General features: G+C 33.9%; 10 protein-coding genes and 1 tRNA gene. 4 read left to right on the top strand and 7 right to left on the bottom strand.

From position 1 onward, the window contains the following. Positions 1-82: 82 nt before the first annotated feature. The gene (locus tag ACVC3Y_RS00820; protein ID WP_303424710.1) at positions 83-574 is read left to right on the top strand and encodes a metallophosphoesterase family protein; all 492 of its coding nucleotides are present in this window, start codon (positions 83-85) and stop codon (positions 572-574) included. A 56-nt stretch (positions 575-630) separates the two neighbouring features. Here the strand turns inward: ACVC3Y_RS00820 and ACVC3Y_RS00815 are convergent, their stop codons facing one another. Then, the gene (locus tag ACVC3Y_RS00815; RefSeq protein ID WP_303424708.1) at positions 631-1,041 is read right to left on the bottom strand and encodes a DUF4293 domain-containing protein; all 411 of its coding nucleotides are present in this window, start codon (positions 1,039-1,041) and stop codon (positions 631-633) included. 198 nt (positions 1,042-1,239) lie between these two features. Between ACVC3Y_RS00815 and rho the strand changes: the two genes are divergently transcribed. Beyond that, positions 1,240-2,907: a transcription termination factor Rho gene (gene rho, locus ACVC3Y_RS00810; protein ID WP_452225832.1), complete on the top strand. Its 1,668-nt coding sequence runs from the start codon at positions 1,240-1,242 to the stop codon at positions 2,905-2,907. Positions 2,908-3,169: 262 nt separating this feature from the next. Here rho and rpsT read toward each other — a convergent pair whose 3' ends face one another. The 3 genes from rpsT to proS all read right to left on the bottom strand — a co-directional run bounded on the left by rpsT (position 3,170) and on the right by proS (position 5,154). Further along, positions 3,170-3,421 carry a 30S ribosomal protein S20 gene (gene rpsT / locus ACVC3Y_RS00805; protein ID WP_303424704.1) on the bottom strand — a complete coding sequence of 84 codons (252 nt, stop codon included), beginning with the start codon at positions 3,419-3,421 and terminating at the stop codon, positions 3,170-3,172. A 31-nt stretch (positions 3,422-3,452) separates the two neighbouring features. After that, positions 3,453-3,524, bottom strand: a tRNA-Glu gene (locus tag ACVC3Y_RS00800). Positions 3,525-3,675: 151 nt separating this feature from the next. After that, entirely contained in the window at positions 3,676-5,154 is a 1,479-nt protein-coding gene (gene proS, locus ACVC3Y_RS00795; RefSeq protein ID WP_303424701.1) for a proline--tRNA ligase, read from the bottom strand. Positions 5,155-5,255: 101 nt separating this feature from the next. Here proS and ACVC3Y_RS00790 point away from each other — a divergent pair, with 101 nt between their 5' ends. Both ACVC3Y_RS00790 and ACVC3Y_RS00785 read left to right on the top strand, forming a co-directional pair. Continuing rightward, entirely contained in the window at positions 5,256-6,209 is a 954-nt protein-coding gene (locus tag ACVC3Y_RS00790; protein ID WP_303424698.1) for a hypothetical protein, read from the top strand. Between the two features lie 136 nt (positions 6,210-6,345). Further along, positions 6,346-7,845: an OmpP1/FadL family transporter gene (locus tag ACVC3Y_RS00785; RefSeq protein WP_452225831.1), complete on the top strand. Its 1,500-nt coding sequence runs from the start codon at positions 6,346-6,348 to the stop codon at positions 7,843-7,845. 70 nt (positions 7,846-7,915) lie between these two features. Here ACVC3Y_RS00785 and ACVC3Y_RS00780 read toward each other — a convergent pair whose 3' ends face one another. The 3 genes from ACVC3Y_RS00780 to ACVC3Y_RS00770 all read right to left on the bottom strand — a co-directional run. Then, the gene (locus ACVC3Y_RS00780; protein WP_452225830.1) at positions 7,916-9,793 is read right to left on the bottom strand and encodes a T9SS type B sorting domain-containing protein; all 1,878 of its coding nucleotides are present in this window, start codon (positions 9,791-9,793) and stop codon (positions 7,916-7,918) included. A gap of 9 nt (positions 9,794-9,802) precedes the next feature. After that, on the bottom strand, positions 9,803-16,261 hold the full coding sequence (locus tag ACVC3Y_RS00775; RefSeq protein ID WP_452225829.1) for a T9SS type B sorting domain-containing protein: 6,459 nt from the start codon (positions 16,259-16,261) through the stop codon (positions 9,803-9,805). A 225-nt stretch (positions 16,262-16,486) separates the two neighbouring features. Continuing rightward, positions 16,487-17,919, bottom strand: a 1,433-nt coding sequence (locus tag ACVC3Y_RS00770) for a T9SS type B sorting domain-containing protein (protein WP_452225828.1), incomplete at its 5' end; no start/stop codon positions are given.

Below are 17,919 nucleotides of genomic sequence, written 5' to 3'. Positions count from 1 at the left end.
CAAAGATAGAATTTTAATCTATCTTTAAATTTCAAAAAAAAGTTAATTAATAAAGAGATTTTCGTTTTCACGGAAATAAAGCATGAAAAAGATCCTACTACTTTCAGACACCCATAGTTTTATAGACGATGCCATATTAAAATATGTAAAACAAGCTGATGAAGTATGGCATGCAGGAGATATAGGCGAATTAAAGGTTACAGATGCTATTAAAAAACTAAAACCATTACGTGCTGTTTTTGGAAACATTGATAACGACAAAGCAAGAATGGAATTCCCAGAAAACAATAGATTTATATGTGAAGGGGTAGATGTTTGGATTACGCATATTGGAGGCTATCCAAATAGATATGATCTTAGAATACGAGAAGCAATAAAAAAAAATCCGCCTAAACTTTTTATTTCTGGGCACTCGCACATTTTAAAAGTAATGCAAGACAAAAAATTAAATCTTTTACATATGAATCCTGGAGCAGCTGGCAAGCATGGTTTTCATAAAGTAAGAACTATGTTGCGTTTTGTAATTGATGGCGATAATATAAAAGACCTCGAAGTCATAGAGTTTAAAAAATAAAAAAGCCCAAGATCTTCACCTTGGGCTCACGCACTAATACTACTAAGATGATAGGTTTATCGTAATCTATCCACAGATTTTACAAGATCTTCATCCTTCTTAATGGCCTTATTAGCTAAAACTAATAACACGATAGAAATAATAGGAAGAAAAATCCCAATACCTTTCTCAGAAACGTTAGTCTCTCCAGATATGTTTAGCGATTGATACACAAATAATCCTAGTAAAATAAAGTTTAATATGATGTTAAGTCGTCCCAACATAAATTGCGACTTCCTATTTTTAAACAAAAATATAGATATTAAAGACAAAGCTGCAGAGCCTAAAAACAATCCAAAATACAACATATTATCTTTAGCAAAAACTAAAGTATCATTTACAGTTGTCCATAAATTAAAGACAAAAGTTAAACCTGCAGAAACTCCAGCTGCAAATAATAGATAAATACTTTGTATACGTTGAATCATAAAATTCTTTAAATTATCGACAACAAAAATAACAGTTTCTTTTATAAAAAGAGCGGAAAAACTTAAAATAAAGTTGTATAATTGCAATAACAATATGTAACATACACGGTTATACTTTGTTAATTCTTCAGAATAAGATCTATTTTCTTCAAAATAATTCAAATTCTTTATCTAACACAAAATATTCAATTCAACATAATGTTTGAAATCACACAATTAAAAGAAATGAAACTTCCTGAGTTACAGGAAATTGCAAAAACTTTAAACGTATCTAAGTATCGTACTTTAAAAAAATTAGATTTAGTATACCAAATACTGGATCATCAAGCTGCAAACCCAAAAGCTGTAGCCGCTGTTGCTGCTGTTGCAAAACCTGTTGAAAATACAACAGTAAAAAAACCTAGACAAAGAGTACAAAAACCTGCTACTAAAAAGCCTGCTGCTCAAAAAACAACACCAAAAACTCCAGAAAAAAAGGAAGAAGTTGCTGCTACAGAAACTACAGTAGAAAACAAACCAAAGCACCAACCAAAACCTCAGGCAAAACAACAACCAAAACCAAGAGTTAAGCCACAGGCAAAAAGAGAAGCTCAAAAAGATAAAAAGGAAGCTAATCCTAATAACAATAAAACGGAAAGAGCAGACAAGCCTAGAGAAAATAAGAAACCACAACATAAAAATCAAAACAAAAACGCTGGAAACAACGGTAATAAAGACACAAGAAATCGTTACAGAGAACCAGATTTCGAATTTGATGCCATTATAGAAAGTGAAGGTGTATTAGATGTCATGCAAGACGGCTATGGTTTTTTACGTTCTTCAGATTACAACTACTTATCCTCTCCAGATGATATTTATGTATCGCAATCTCAAATTCGCTTATTCGGATTAAAAGTTGGTGATACTGTTTTAGGAAATGTTCGTCCTCCAAAAGAAGGCGAAAAATATTTTCCACTAATTAAAGTAAGTAAAATAAATGGGCAAGATCCAAATGTAGTTAGAGATCGCGTTGCTTTCGAGCATTTAACACCATTATTTCCACAAGAAAAATTTAATATTGCCGAAAAACAAGCCACTATTTCTACTCGAATCATGGATTTGTTCGCACCAATAGGTAAAGGACAACGTGGTATGATAGTATCGCAACCAAAAACGGGTAAAACCATGTTACTTAAAGATGTTGCAAATGCAATTGCTGCAAATCATCCAGAAGTATATCAAATGATTTTACTAATTGATGAAAGACCAGAAGAAGTAACAGACATGCAACGTAATGTTCGTGGCGAAGTAGTTGCCTCAACTTTTGATAAAGAAGCACACGAGCACGTAAAAATCGCAAATATAGTTTTAGAAAAAGCAAAGCGCCTTGTAGAGTGTGGCCACGATGTAGTAATACTATTAGACTCCATAACACGTTTAGCACGAGCATATAATTCCGTACAACCGGCATCCGGGAAAATACTAAGTGGTGGTGTCGATGCGAATGCATTACACAAACCAAAACGTTTCTTTGGTGCTGCACGTAACATAGAAAACGGAGGATCTTTAACCATCATTGCTACTGCATTAACTGAAACAGGATCTAAAATGGACGAAGTTATCTTCGAAGAGTTTAAAGGAACAGGTAATATGGAGCTACAATTAGATAGAAAAATATCTAACCGTAGAATTTTCCCTGCTATCGACCTTACCTCTTCAAGTACACGTCGTGATGACATTCTATTAGACGAAACGACTATTAAAAGAATGTGGGTAATGCGTAAATATCTTGCCGATATGAATCCTGTAGAAGCTATGGAATTTATAAACGATAGATTTAAACAAACCAGAAACAATGAGGAGTTCTTAATCTCTATGAACGGATAAAACCTCTTCTATTAGTATAAATAAAAGCCTTGAGATATTATTTCCCAAGGCTTTTTTATACACCATATATTCATCTCTTTTATTATTTCTTGGGCGTTACCACAAGGGTCGCGCTATACATTACTAGTTTTGGCTCGAAGCTTATGCTCGCCAAAAGCTAACCATTACTATCGCTAACGCAACTACACATGAAAAATATAGATAACAAAAAAAGCTCCTCCTAATGGAGAAGCTTTTATATTTTTTTGTAGAACTTACAAACCTATAAAGCTGCAACGTGCTTTGCTAAACCAGATTTAAGGTTAGCTGCTTTATTAGCATGTATAACGTTTTTCTTAGCTAATTTATCTAACATAGACACAACTGAAGGAAACATTGTTTCTGCTTCTTTTTTATCTGTTAACTCACGTAATTTCTTAATCGCATTACGAGTAGTTTTATGCTGATACTTATTTCTTAAACGTTTAGCTTCGTTACTTCTAATTCTTTTTAACGCTGACTTATGATTTGCCATTTGTTTGTTCTTTTCTTTTATTAAAAAATTGTAGCCCGTAGGGGAATCGAACCCCTCTTACCAGGATGAAAACCTGGCGTCCTAGCCGATAGACGAACGGGCCATTTTTGCTTTTGAGAATGCAAATATAAACATTATTTTTAAACTTGCAATACTTTTCAAAAAACTTACAACGTTTCCATTGCGGGTGCAAAAATACAACTATTTTTAAGTGTTGCAATAGCTAAACTAATTTTTTTTAAAAAAAAATTAAATTAATATGCTTTTGCAAACAATACTCTACGTTTAGAAGGGTTTCCTGTAAACACACATTTCCCTTCTTCTTCTTTTGTATCTACTGGTATACAACGTATTGTAGCTTTTGTAATTTCTTTTATCTTATCTTCCGTTTCTATTGTGCCATCCCAATGTGCAGAAATAAACCCTCCTTTATTTTTTAAAATATTTTTAAAATCATCAAAATTTTCTACTTCAGTAATATGAGAATCTCTATAATCTAATGCTTTTTTATATAAACTATTCTGGATTTCTTCTAATAAATTCTCCACAGTAGATGTTAAATTATCTAATGCAATTACTTCTTTCGTTTTGGTATCTCGTCTAGCAATCTCTACAGTACCATTTTCTAAATCTTTTGGTCCAATAGCAATACGTAATGGTACACCTTGTAATTCATGCTGTGCAAATTTAGCGCCTGGTCTATGCGTATCTCTATTATCATACTTTACAGAAACTCCTTTAGCATTCAAATCACTTTTTATAAGATTAGCTATTTTACTAACTTCTTCAAACTGTTCGTCTGTCTTATATATAGGAACTATAACTACTTGGTTTGGAGCTAAGCTTGGAGGCAATACTAATCCTTCATCGTCACTATGTGTCATTATTAATGCCCCCATTAATCGAGTAGAAACTCCCCATGAAGTGGCCCATACGTAATCTTTAGTACCTTCTTTAGAGGTGAATTTTACATCGAACGCTTTAGCGAAATTCTGTCCTAAAAAGTGAGAAGTACCAGCTTGTAAAGCTTTTCCATCTTGCATTAAAGCTTCAATACAGTAAGTTTCATCTGCACCTGCAAAACGTTCACTTTCCGTTTTTACTCCTTTTACAACTGGAATAGCCATGAAATTTTCAGCAAAAGTTGCGTACACATTATTCATTAACTCAGCTTCTTTTAATGCTTCCCCTTTTGTGGCATGTGCGGTATGCCCTTCTTGCCATAAAAATTCTGCAGTACGAAGAAATAAACGGGTACGCATTTCCCAACGTACAACATTAGCCCATTGATTAATTAATAATGGTAAATCTCTATACGATTGAATCCAACCTTTAAAAGTGCTCCAAATAATAGCCTCACTAGTTGGTCTTACTACTAGTTCTTCTTCTAGTTTTGCTTCTGGATCTACACGAAGTTTACCTGGATTATCAGGATCGTTTTGTAATCTATAATGCGTTACAACAGCACACTCTTTAGCAAAGCCTTCTGCATTTTTTTCTTCTGCTTCAAACAAGCTTTTAGGAACAAAAAGTGGGAAATACGCATTTTGATGCCCTGTTTCCTTAAACATTTTATCTAATTCTGCTTGCATTTTTTCCCAAATAGCATATCCATATGGCTTAATTACCATGCATCCACGAACTGCTGAATTCTCGGCCAAGTCAGCCTTTACAACCAGTTCGTTATACCATTTTGAATAATCTTCTGCTCTACTTGTTAGTTTTTTGCTCATATACAGGGTTTTGGCACAAATATTGTGACTATGTTAAATAATGAAATAGTTCAGCAAAACTAACTATTTTTGTATTGTTCAACAATAAAATCTTAATAGATATGCAATTTAAAAATTATACCAAAACCCAAATACCATTTTTAGCAGTATTAGCTATTGCATTTGTAGTGAGTTCTTGTGGCTCTTCACAATATGTTAGCGAAGATAATGATGGCATTTATGGTTCAAGTGAAAAAACTGTAGAACAAAATGATGTAGCGCAAAATGACAATAGCGTTTACTATCAAAACTATTTTAAAGAAAAATCTACTGAATATGATTATATAACGGATGAAAATGCTGTTTTTACAGATATTGATTCCTACGAAGGTAACTATGTTGAGCAAGATAATACAGAACAAGAATCATACGCAGGTTGGGGACAAGACACAAATGATGTAACTATTAACGTCTATTCTAATTTTGGTGCCTTCGGTTATAATAATTGGTATAGACCATATGGATACGGATATTCTCCTTACTGGAATACTGGCTGGGGCTGGGGATATTCAGGATTTTATGATCCTTTTTGGGGATCTCCTTATTATGGTGGATTTTATGGCTATGGAGGATATTACAACTCTCCATATTGGAATAACTACGGTAATCACCATTACTACGGTAGAAATAGCGTTGCATATCACAACTCAAGACGCGGAAACACTTTAAGCAGATACAATGCTATTAATAGAAGAAATAGCACGATAAATAGAAGTAACACAACTAGATCTAGAGTTGGTACAACAACGACAAGACGAGGTAATACAACAACAACTCAAAATTCGACTAGACCAAGAACAAATACTTCTACAACTACAAAACGTAGAGTTAAAACTACTACTACAAGAAGCCCTAGAACCAACACAAATAGAACAACACCAAGAAATAACTCGTATTCAACACCAAGATCTTCAACAAATAGAAACAGTTCTATATCTAGATCTTCTTCAAGCAGAAGCAGCTCCTCGAGTAGAAGTAGTTCTAGCAGAAGTAGTTCTTCGAGTAGAAGAAGATAAAATTCAAATCAAAAAAAAAAAAATACTAACGAGCTAACTAACCATTCTATACAGAGGTGTTAGCTCGTTTTATTTATACTAATTAAATTATTTACATATGAAAAAAGAAATCTTACTGTGCATAAGTTTTATATCTATGTCATTATCTTACGCACAAGACATTACAGACGCATTACGTTATGCTAAAGATGATGTGCAAGGAACTGCAAGATATAGAGGTTTAAGTGGAGCCTTTGGAGCTCTTGGAGGAGATATGAGTGCAATAACTATTAACCCAGCAGGATCTTCGGTATTTAACGATAGCCACATTTCAATATCGCTTTCTAATCAAAACAATAAAACAGATTCGCAATATTTTAATGGAAAGGATAATGCTTCAGACTCTAACATAGATTTAAATCAAATTGGTGCGGCTTTTGTTTTTGAAAATAGAAATCTTGATTCTAAATGGAAAAAATTCACATTAGGAATTAGCTATAATAAAATTGAAGATTATAATAATGATTGGTTTGCTCATGGCACAAATAATAACAACTCCATTGGTAATTATTTTTTAGAAAATGCTAACGGGTTAAGGTTAGATGAAATCTCTGCTTTTCAAGGAGAATCGTATGCAGATGCCTATAGCGATATTGGTATTAACTTTGGAAACCAAAACCAACAGGCTTTTTTAGGTTATGAATCTTATATTTTAGAACCTGAAATTAATGAAGACGCAAACACTATTTACACCTCCAATATTGCAGATGGAGAATACAATCAAGAATATACATATGCTGCTACTGGTTATAACGGTAAATTTACAATTAACGCTTCTACTCAATATGGAGAAAACTTATTTTTAGGCGTAAACTTAAATACACATTTTATAAACTACGAACGCTCCACATACTTATTTGAAGAAAATAACAATACAGGCTCTTTAATTAATGAGGTTGGTTTTCAAAACAATTTAAAAACTATTGGGTCTGGAGTTTCTTTACAACTTGGTGGTATTTTAAAAATTGCAGATAACCTAAGAGTTGGTTTATCTTATGATACACCAACTTGGTATACCATTGAAGATGAAACCAGTCAATCTATCAAAACGTTAAGTTATGATGGCATTACTTTAGAAGACGAAACCACCTTTACCAATGCGAATATTAACCCTAGAGTCATTAACATATATGAACAATATAAATTACAAACTCCAGGGAAATTAACAGGAAGTTTAGCTTATGTATTTGGAACACGTGGCTTATTAAGTTTTGATTACTCTATAAAAGAGTATGGCAATACTAAATTTAGACCAACTTCTGACACGTACTTTTCTTACCAGAATAATACTATAAACGAAAGTTTAACCGCTGCTGCAACCTATAAAATTGGTGGCGAATATAAAATAAAACAATTCAGTTTACGCGGAGGTTACAGATTAGAAGAAAGCCCATACAAAGATGAAAAGACCGTCGGCGATTTAACAGGTTATTCTTTAGGTTTAGGATATAATTTTGGAAAACTAAAACTTGATTTAACTTTTGATCAATGGCAAAGAGAAACTAATTATCAATTGTACCAAGTTGGTTTAACAGATACTACAAATTTAGATAGCAAAAACGCAAATATTACTATGTCTGTTAGTTTTAACTTATAATCTTTAATACTATTTTTATAAAAAAACTGAACATTTTATGTTCAGTTTTTTTTTATTTTGTTATTACATTTTACCTTTTTAAGGTAAAATGCGCAATAAATTCTTTTCTTCTCGAATTTTCTAAATTATTAGGTTCTACATATTCAATAGAAAACCAATAATCGCTTGCTGGTAATGGTTTTCCTTTAAAGGTACCATCCCATCCGATTGTATTAGGGTTTAATTGCTTTAATAATTTACCAAACCTATCAAAAACATAAATTTTAGCTTCCATTTTATTATCTAACCCAAAAATTTGCCAAGTATCATTAATTCCATCGTTATTTGGTGTGAAAATTAATGGATAATCTATAACTAAAACCGAAACAGAGATTTCTCCGCACCCATTTATGTCTCTAGCAATTATCGTATGATTTCCATATGCAACATCCGTAAAAACAAATGTATTTGTTCCATTAGATTGAAAAGGTCCATTATCTAAACTAAACTCATAAATAGTATTATTGTCACTTATAGCGTTTGCTTCAATACTATTTGTAGTACTAAAAGCATCAGAAACTACAGTAGCTGTAAGATTATCTGGAGGAGAACTTTCGGTTATCACAGAAACCGTATTAGGGTTATCTATGGTTGTTGCACAACCTGTTAAACGATTTGTTACCAATACACTATAAATTCCTGCTTGAGTTGGAACGTAAAAAGAGTCTGTACCCAAAACCAAATTGGGATTATTGTTTTCTGTCCACTCAAAAAGATAATCCATTGTAGATAAACCTGTATCCATTATTGGGTCATTAATTGCTTCCGTTCCATTTGTAAAAGTACACAAATAAAAATCTTCTAGAGTAAACTGAGGCTTCAATAAAACCAATAAATCTAAAGTCTCAATAGCATAACAAGCTGTTAAAACTGAATTTGTATTATCGATTCTTACAAAAACAGTTTCATTAACCGAACTATTTATATAAATATTTGGCAACTGATTTTCTAAGGAAATGGCATCTATTTCATTGGAAAAATACGAAACAGAAAAAGTATTTGCATCTAAACCATCAAGTACTTCTTCGTTCCAAGAATCTAGTTCAAATTGACCAACACCATCGTTTTCATTTAGATTATCACAAATAATATACGGTTCTATAATACTGGAAATAACAGGCACATCTAAAAACGTAACACTAAATTCAAATACATTTAGCAACCCTCCATCTATATCAAACACCTCTGCCTTATAGTTATTGGTTTCAATAGGATAATATACTTGATCATTTTCACTAGGAATAAGCAAATAAGAACCAGGGTTTATAGGATCTTCTTCGTACCAAAAATAAGTTTCAGCTCCAGTCGTTTGAGCACTTAACTCTAAAGGATCTCCATCACACGCAACTAAGCCTTCAAGAATAGCACAATTAGTCGATCCGGTTCCAGAACTTTGATTAATGGTAATAACTCCGGAGTCTCCAGAAAAATTAGTAACAAGAAGCATGTAAAACTCACCAGATACTGCACCTTCAATCTCCGCATTTTCAATTCCGCTTGGAGAATAACTACAATCCACAATATTTGCACTTGACAATCCAGAGTTGCAAGCATCTAAAACATCTAAAAAAGGGCCATATATAATGAAATCTACATCTAAATTTGGAGTTCCAAGTAAATCATTAGTCTGGTAAATATTCAAATAAATATTCCCAGAATTTCCAATTTGAAGAAAAAACCAAGCTGGATTTGGCTGTGTGGAAAGACAGCCATAATCTGGACCAATTTCTGCTACAGAACCATTGGATGTATTTAAAAAAGTTAATTCTGAAGAACTACAAATTGGTTCTGCAATATTACAAGTCGAAGCACCTCCACTTTGTTGACCAAAACAAAAAGTAAATGGTAAAACAAATAAAAATGGAAAAAGATATTTTTTTATACTATTACATCTTTTTTGGCTATTCACTAGAACTATTTATCGCTTCAAAGTAAAGTGCGCTCTAAACTCTTTAACACTTGTATCTTCTAAGTCATTAGGGTCTTTATATTCTAAAGAAAACCAGTAATCACTAGAAGGCAAAGGCTGACCATTAAACGTACCATCCCAACCAATACTTGTAGGACTTAATTGTTTTATTAATTTTCCATATCTATCAAAAATATAAATTACAGCATCCGAATTAATACCTGAAATTCGCCAGGTATCATTATGTCCATCATTATTTGGTGTAAAGAATAATGGATAATCTACTACTACTATTGTAGTGCTATCCTCCCCACAACCGTCGGCATCTCTTACTGTTAATGTATGCAGTCCTGCTGTTACATTATTAAATGTATATACATTTGTTCCGTTACTTTGAAAGGAACCATTATCAATACTAAATTCATAATTTGCTCCAGAAATATCATCTACACTAACTTGAATAACATTATCACTTGCAAATGTTTCTGAAACAATAACAGCTTCTAAACCAGTTGGCGGGATACTATTTGTTACTACAGATATTGTATCAGGATCTCCAACAACAGTTACACAACCTGTACTACTATTTGTTATAAATACACTATAAGTTCCAGCTATAGTCGGCTCATAAAAAGAATTTGTACCTAAAATAGTCGTTGGATTACTAGCTTCTGTCCACTCAAAAGAATAATCTAATATAGACAAACCTGAATCAATAATTGGATTGTTAACAATATTACCATCATTATCAATGCATAATATAAATGAATCTTGAAGATCTACAATTGGTCTTGGGTTAACAGTAAATGTTACTACTTGAGAATCCTGACATGCTCCCGGCGTGGTATATAAAATAGTATAAGAAGCTCCAGGAATAGCATTTGTAACTTCTCCTGTAGCACTATCAATTACTGAACCATCTGCAGGGTCAACATCAAATATAAAAACCCCTCCTGAAGTCCCCAATACAGAAGCTGTTCCTCCTGAACAATTTGGAGTCATACTAAACCTAGCGTCTTCTAATGGAGTAACAACTACCGTTTCTGTATCTGTTAATGCAGTATCACAAGTCGTTAAAGGATTTGTTACATTACTTAAAGTAATTGTTTGATTTGTTGTTGCTCCTGATACAATCACAAGAGCTTCCCCTGAAGCATTTAAAGTTACTGGACTTGCTGGAGAACCAACAACTCCTGAATAATCAACTACATCGCCTGCTGTACCTGTTATAGTAAACTCTGCATCTTCTCCTGAGCAAATAATAAAATTACTACTCAACGATATTATTGAAGGATTTGGGTTTACAATCACTGTTGCTGTTTCAGACAAAGTACCACTACAACCTGTACTTGGACTATTAGCATTTGTTAAAGAAATTGTTTGATCTGTAGTCACTCCAATTACTCTTACTATTGCTTCTCCTGCTGCATCTAATGTTACTGGACTTGCTGGAATACCAACTACTCCTGTATAATCGATTATATCTCCTGCTGTTCCTGTTATTGTAAATATAGCATCATCTCCTGAACAAGTATTACCATTGCTTGATAAACCAACTGTTGGTGGCGCAATTATTGTTACTGTTTCAACATCTGTTAACACACTAGAACAAGTAGTAGCTGGGTTAGTAACAGCCGACAATGAAATTGTTTGATCTACTGTAACCCCAGTTACCGTAACTAGAGCTATACCAGATGCATCTAGTGTTAATGGACTAGCTGGCGAACCAGTTACTCCTGAATAACTCACAACATCTCCTGCTGTTCCAGTAATAGTAAACTCTGCATCATCTCCTGAACAAACACTAGTATTACTTGTTAATGATATTATAGTTGGATTAGTATTAACAGTTATTGTTGCTGTATCAGATAAAGCACTAGAACAAGTTGTAGTTGGATTTGTGACATTAGTTAACATAATCGTTTGATCTGTTGTTGCACCTACTACAGTTACATTTCCTAGACCAGAAGCATCTAATGTTATAGGACTAACAGGCGACCCCACAACACCTACATAATCAACTACATCTCCTGCTGTACCTGTTATAGTAAATACGGCATCACTACCTGAACATATATCCGTGTTGGTTGTTAAAGAAAGTATCGTTGGATTAGCATTTATTGTTACCGTTTCACTATCAGTTAATACCCCACTACACCCAGTACTTGGACTGTTAACATTTGTTAATGATATTGTTTGATCTGTAATTGCTCCTGTTACTGTAATTATAACTTCTCCAGAAGCATCTAAAGTAACTGGACTTGCAGGCATACCTACAACACCATTATAATCTATTATATCGCCTGCTGTTCCTGTTATAGTAAATACTGCATCTTCTCCATAACAAACACTACCATTACTTACCAAACTAACTGTTGGAGGTGTTATTATGGAAACCGTTTCATTATTAGATAACACACTAGAACAAGAAGTAGTTGTATTTGTTACAGCCACTAATGTCATTGTTTGATCTGTTGTTATTCCAGCTACAGTTACTAATGCTTCACCTGAAGCATCTAGTGTTACAGGACTTGCTGGTGAACCTACAACTCCAGAATAATCAACAACATCCCCTGCTGTTCCAGTTATAGTGAACTCGGCATCATCTCCAGAACAAACACTCGTATTACTTGTTAAAGATACAATTGTAGGTGCTGCAATAATAGTAACTGTTTCAGAATCTGTTAATAAACTAGAGCAAGTAGTCGTAGTATTAGTTACATTAGTTAACGTTATTGTTTGATTTGTTGTTATTCCAACAACAGTTATTGTTGCTACACCTGAGGCATCTAGTATTACAGGACTTGCTGGCGAACCTGAAACTCCAGTATAAGCAACTTCATCACCTGCCGTTCCTGTTATTGTAAACTCAGCATCATCTCCTGAACAAACACTTGAATTACCACTTGTTAAAGACACTATAGTAGGGTTAGCATTTATAGTTACCGTTTCACTATCCGTTAATGCCCCACCACAACCAGTAGTTGGATTATTCACGTTAGTTAATGTTATTGTTTGATTTGTAGTGACTCCTGCTACTGTTACCAAAGCAACACCAGAAGCTCCTAATGTTATTGGGCTTGCTGGGGAACCAACAACTCCTGTATAATCTACTACATCCCCTGCTGTTCCTGCAATTGTAAACTCAGCATCTCCTCCTGAACAAGTAGAAGTGTTACTTGTTAAAGTAACTGTTGGATTTGCACTTATCGTTACTGTTTCCGAATCTGTTAAAACCTCGTTACAACCTGTGCTTGGATTGTTTACATTCGTTAATGTCATTGTTTGATCTGTCGTTACTCCTGTTATTGAAATTAAAACAGTACCCGAAGCTCCTATGGTTACTGGACTCGCTGGCATACCTGCTACTCCTGCATAATCCACTACATAGCCTACAGCACCTGTTATAGTAAACTCTGCGTTTCCTCCTGAACAAGTAGAATTATTACTCGTTAAAGTAACTGTTGGATTTGCATTTACGATAACATTCTCGGTGTCTGTTAATGCTCCACTACAACCTGTACTTGGATTGTTTACACTAACCAATGTAATAGTTTGATCTGTAGTTACTCCCGATACAGTAATTAATGCAACTCCAGAAGCATCTAACGTCACTGGACTTGCTGGTGAACCTACAACTCCTGTATAATCTACAATATCTCCTGCTGTTCCTGTTATAGTAAACTCCGCATCTCCCCCCGAGCAAATAGAAGTATTACTCGTTAAAGTAACTGTTGGATTTGCATTTATTGTAACCGTTTCAGTTTCTGTTAATGATCCACTACATCCTGTAGTAGGATTACTCACGCTATTTAATGTAATAGTTTGATCTGTAGTTACTCCAGCCACAGTTACTAAAGCTATACCTGAAGCATCCAATGTAACTGGACTCGCTGGCGAACCTACAACTCCTGAGTAATCTAAGATATCTCCAGCTGTTCCTGTTATAGTAAACTCTGCATTTCCGCCAGAGCAAGTAGATGTATTACTCGTTAGACTAACCGTTGGGTTAGCACTTATTGTTACTGTTTCTGTTTCTGACAATGTACCACCACAACCTGTACTTGGATTATTAATACTTGTTAAAGTTATTGTTTGATTTGTAGTTACTCCTGTAACAGTAACTAAAGCTGTACCAGATGCATCTAATGTTACAGGGCTAACCGGTGAACCTACAACTCCTGTATAATCTACAACATCTCCTGCAGTTCCTGTTATTGTAAACTCCGCATTTCCACCAGAACAAGTAGAAGTGTTACTCGTTAAGTTTACTGTTGGACTTGCGTTGATTGTAACTGTTTCTGTTTCTGTTAATGCTCCACTACATCCCGTAGTTGGATTATTTACATTTGTTAATGTAATAGTTTGATTAGCAGTCGCTCCAGCTACCGTAATCAAAACTGTACCAGATGCATCTAATGTTACAGGGCTTGCTGGCGAACCTACAACTCCTGTATAATCTACGACATCTCCTGCTGTTCCTGTTATTGTAAATTCCGCATTTCCACCAGAACAAGTAGAAGTGTTACTTGTTAAATTTACTGTTGGACTTGCGCTTATTGTAACTGTTTCAGTTTCAGTTAATGTTCCACTACATCCTGTAGTAGGATTATTTACGTTCGTTAATGTAATTGTTTGATTTGTAGTAACCCCACTTACTGTTACCAAAGCTGTACCAGTGGCATCTAATGTTACTGGGCTTGCTGGCGAACCTACAACTCCTGTATAATCTACGACATCTCCTGCTGTTCCTGTTATTGTAAATTCAGCATTTCCTCCAGAACAAGTAGAAGTGTTACTTGATAAATTTACCACAGGACTCGAGCTTATTGTAACAGTTTCTGTTTGTGTAAAAGGTCCTCCACAAACAGAATTAACATTTGTAACAGATTCTAAAGTAACAGTTTGGTCTGTTGTGATACCAGATATTGTGATTGTCTCCACTCCTGTCGCATCTAAAGTTACTACTTGAGAAGGATCTCCATTAATATTATAAGTAACTTCATCTCCTTCTTCTCCAGTTATAATAAACACAGCATCTCCTCCTGAACATCCTGAAGAAGCATTAGTTGTTAAAGTAACTACTGGAGTTGGAGGGACATTAATAGTAATAGGTCGAATAGAAGAAGTAGTAGCTCCAGTTATAGCATTTGTATAAGTAAGTCTTGCTATATAAGTTGTTGTTTCACTTGGCGATAAATTGATATCTGGACCTGTGCCAATTACAGCTCCACTTTCGTCTAACCATTCAAAAGTAGTTGTAGATACTCCATCAGGAGTAAAACGCCATGCTTCTGGCATTACTACATCCCAAACTCCTGTATTTCTCCCAGGAGGAGATGTACCTATAGTCCCGTCATTATTCTGAACACCAATTGCTGCCCGTCCTCCTGCCCAAGTAGCACAACTAGGCTTTTGATATATATAGGTTTCTATAATATTAGTTGTTTCATAAAAAACAATCTGTTGCGTAGTTCTTAAAGTATTACAACCAAAATGAGCAGGATTATTAAAAGTAAAAACAAATGCTCTAAACGGAGCTACTCCTTCTACCTTATACCATATACTAAATGCGGAAGCAGGTCCTACACTAGGGTCTATATCATGAACTGCACCAAAAATATTACCATCCCTTAAAGCAGCATCCGTATTATTAGGAATTGTTTGTCCTGCACCTGGCGTCCAATAATGAAAAGCATTAGCATTTGTTAAATCAAAACTAACAGCTCCGTTAGTTGAAATAACACAATCCTGATACGTTTGCCCATAAAAATCAAAATCAAAATTAAAATTAATTACATTACTCCAATTATCATCTGTCGTTAAATTGGTAGAAGCTGAACTATTATCAACTAAACTAAAAGGTGGATTAAATTGAATTGCCTCTACCCTATAAGAACTAGTGTCTCCTAAATCTGTATATTCAGCAGAAAGAGTTATTGGATTTATCATTCCTGTATTTAAATCTACACAACCGCCATTTGTTATGGCTACACCTCCACTTGAGTTTACATTAAAGCTATCACTAGAAATTTCAATTTGCCCAGATCCTGCTCCTGCAGTGATGGCTGAAGCCTCGTTTACCCTAACCTCTATTACAGCATCATCACAATTAGTGGTGTCTGCAGCTTCACAAATTTCATAGGTTATATAATAGATACCAGCTACTGTATTTGCAGCAATATTAATTAATCCAGGAATAGTTGGATGAAAACTTACTGAGCCTGTTGGGTCTGGAACTGTTTCTGTAATAATATAATCTGCTATTGTTGGCTGTGTTATGTATGAACCATTAAACAAATCATTTTCATAAAACCTACCAGATATAGCTGTTGTTTCACTAGTGTTATCAGCACTTCCAACTAGAACATCATCTATAGCTACTATTTGACTCCATAACTGAGTAAAAGAACAAATAAAAAACAGTGAAAAAACTAAAAATGGTTTTAATTTATTATTAAAATACATATCTAAAAATTTTATAATGAGGTATATAGTATTGATTTTATAATGGATATAATTAATCAATCTTGAAAATTAAGAAAAAATTAGCATTAATTTAGTTAAAATTTATGAAAATAATAAATGTACTTCTCTTGAAATTAAAATAAAAACTATTTATTATTCCTTGTGCTTTCTATTTAAAATTTCAATCTATCTGAAAGAGAACAAAATAGACTTACTTTTTAAAAATTATCGTTTTAATGTAAAGTGGGATTTATAAACTCTCTTGGTAGAGTCTAATATATTATTTGGATCTCTATATTCTAAAGTAAACCAATAATCACTTGAAGGTAATGGCTGTCCTTTCAAAGTTCCATCCCAACCTGTACTATTTGCATTTATTTGCCTTAATAATTTACCATACCTATCATAAATATAAACCGTAGCTTCCAACTGATTATTTAACCCAGTAATTTGCCATGTATCATTATAGCCATCATTATTAGGTGTGAAAAATAATGGGTAATCTATTATAAATACAGTCTCACTTACTTCATCACAACCAGATACATCTCTAGCTGTTATAAGATGTGTTCCAGAGGTTACATTATAAAATGTTAAAGAGTTTGTTCCATTATTTTGAAAGATACCTCCATCTAAACTAAACTCATAAATAATTCCTAACTCTTCATTGACACTAACCTCTATTATATTATTATCTTCGAATGTTTCAGAAGTGATTATAACATTTAATCCACTCGGAGCAATACTTTTGGTTACTGTTGCAATTGTATTAAAATCACCTAATAGGGTTGAACAAGTCGTATTATTGTTAGTTACTAAAACACTATATGTACCTGCTACCTCTGGTTGATAGTACGAATTAGTTCCTAAAACAATTGAAGGGTTACTCATTTTTATCCACTCAAAAGAATAATCACTCAAAGACAAACCTGTATCTATTATTGGTTGATTAATAATATTTCCTTCTGCGTCTAAACATAAAATAAATTCATCTTCTAAATGAACATTAGGATAAGGAAAAACAGTGAAACTTTCTATTTTAAAATCGGAATTACACATTCCATTTACAGTATAAATTATAGAGTAAGTTGCATTTGAAACTGCATTAGTCACTTCTCCTGAAACGCTATCAATAACAGCACCATCTCCAGGATTAATGTTGAATGCAAAAACACCTCCTGTAGTTCCATTTATAATTGGTGTTGCCCCATTACAATTAGGATTCATTTCAAAAGAAGCATTTACTAGAGGTATAACACTTACTGTTTCTGTATTAACTAATAGACTAGAACAAGTGGTTGAAGAATTCATTACACTATCTAAAACTATAGTTTGATTATTTACTACACCAACTATACTGATGTTTACAGTTCCAGAATTCCCTATTAATGCTTGCTGTAAAGGCCCTCCATTAATATTATAAAAAACCTCGTCTCCCAAAGTCCCTGTTATGGTAAAAATAGCTTCATCTCCTTCACAAACAACAGAATTACTTGCTAATGATAGTATACTTGGGTTTGCAAATACGTTAACTGTTTCGCTGCTTGTTAGTACTCCCGAACAACTCGTTGTTGGATTAGTAACCTGCGTTAAACTAATCGTTTGGTCCGTAGTAACTCCTGGGATATTAATTACTGCCTCCCCTGTTGCATCTAGCG

It is taken from the genome of Lacinutrix cladophorae, from assembly GCF_053604645.1.
The sequence above is the reverse complement of the archived record's forward strand: the minus strand, read 5'-3'. Positions and strand labels throughout refer to the sequence as shown.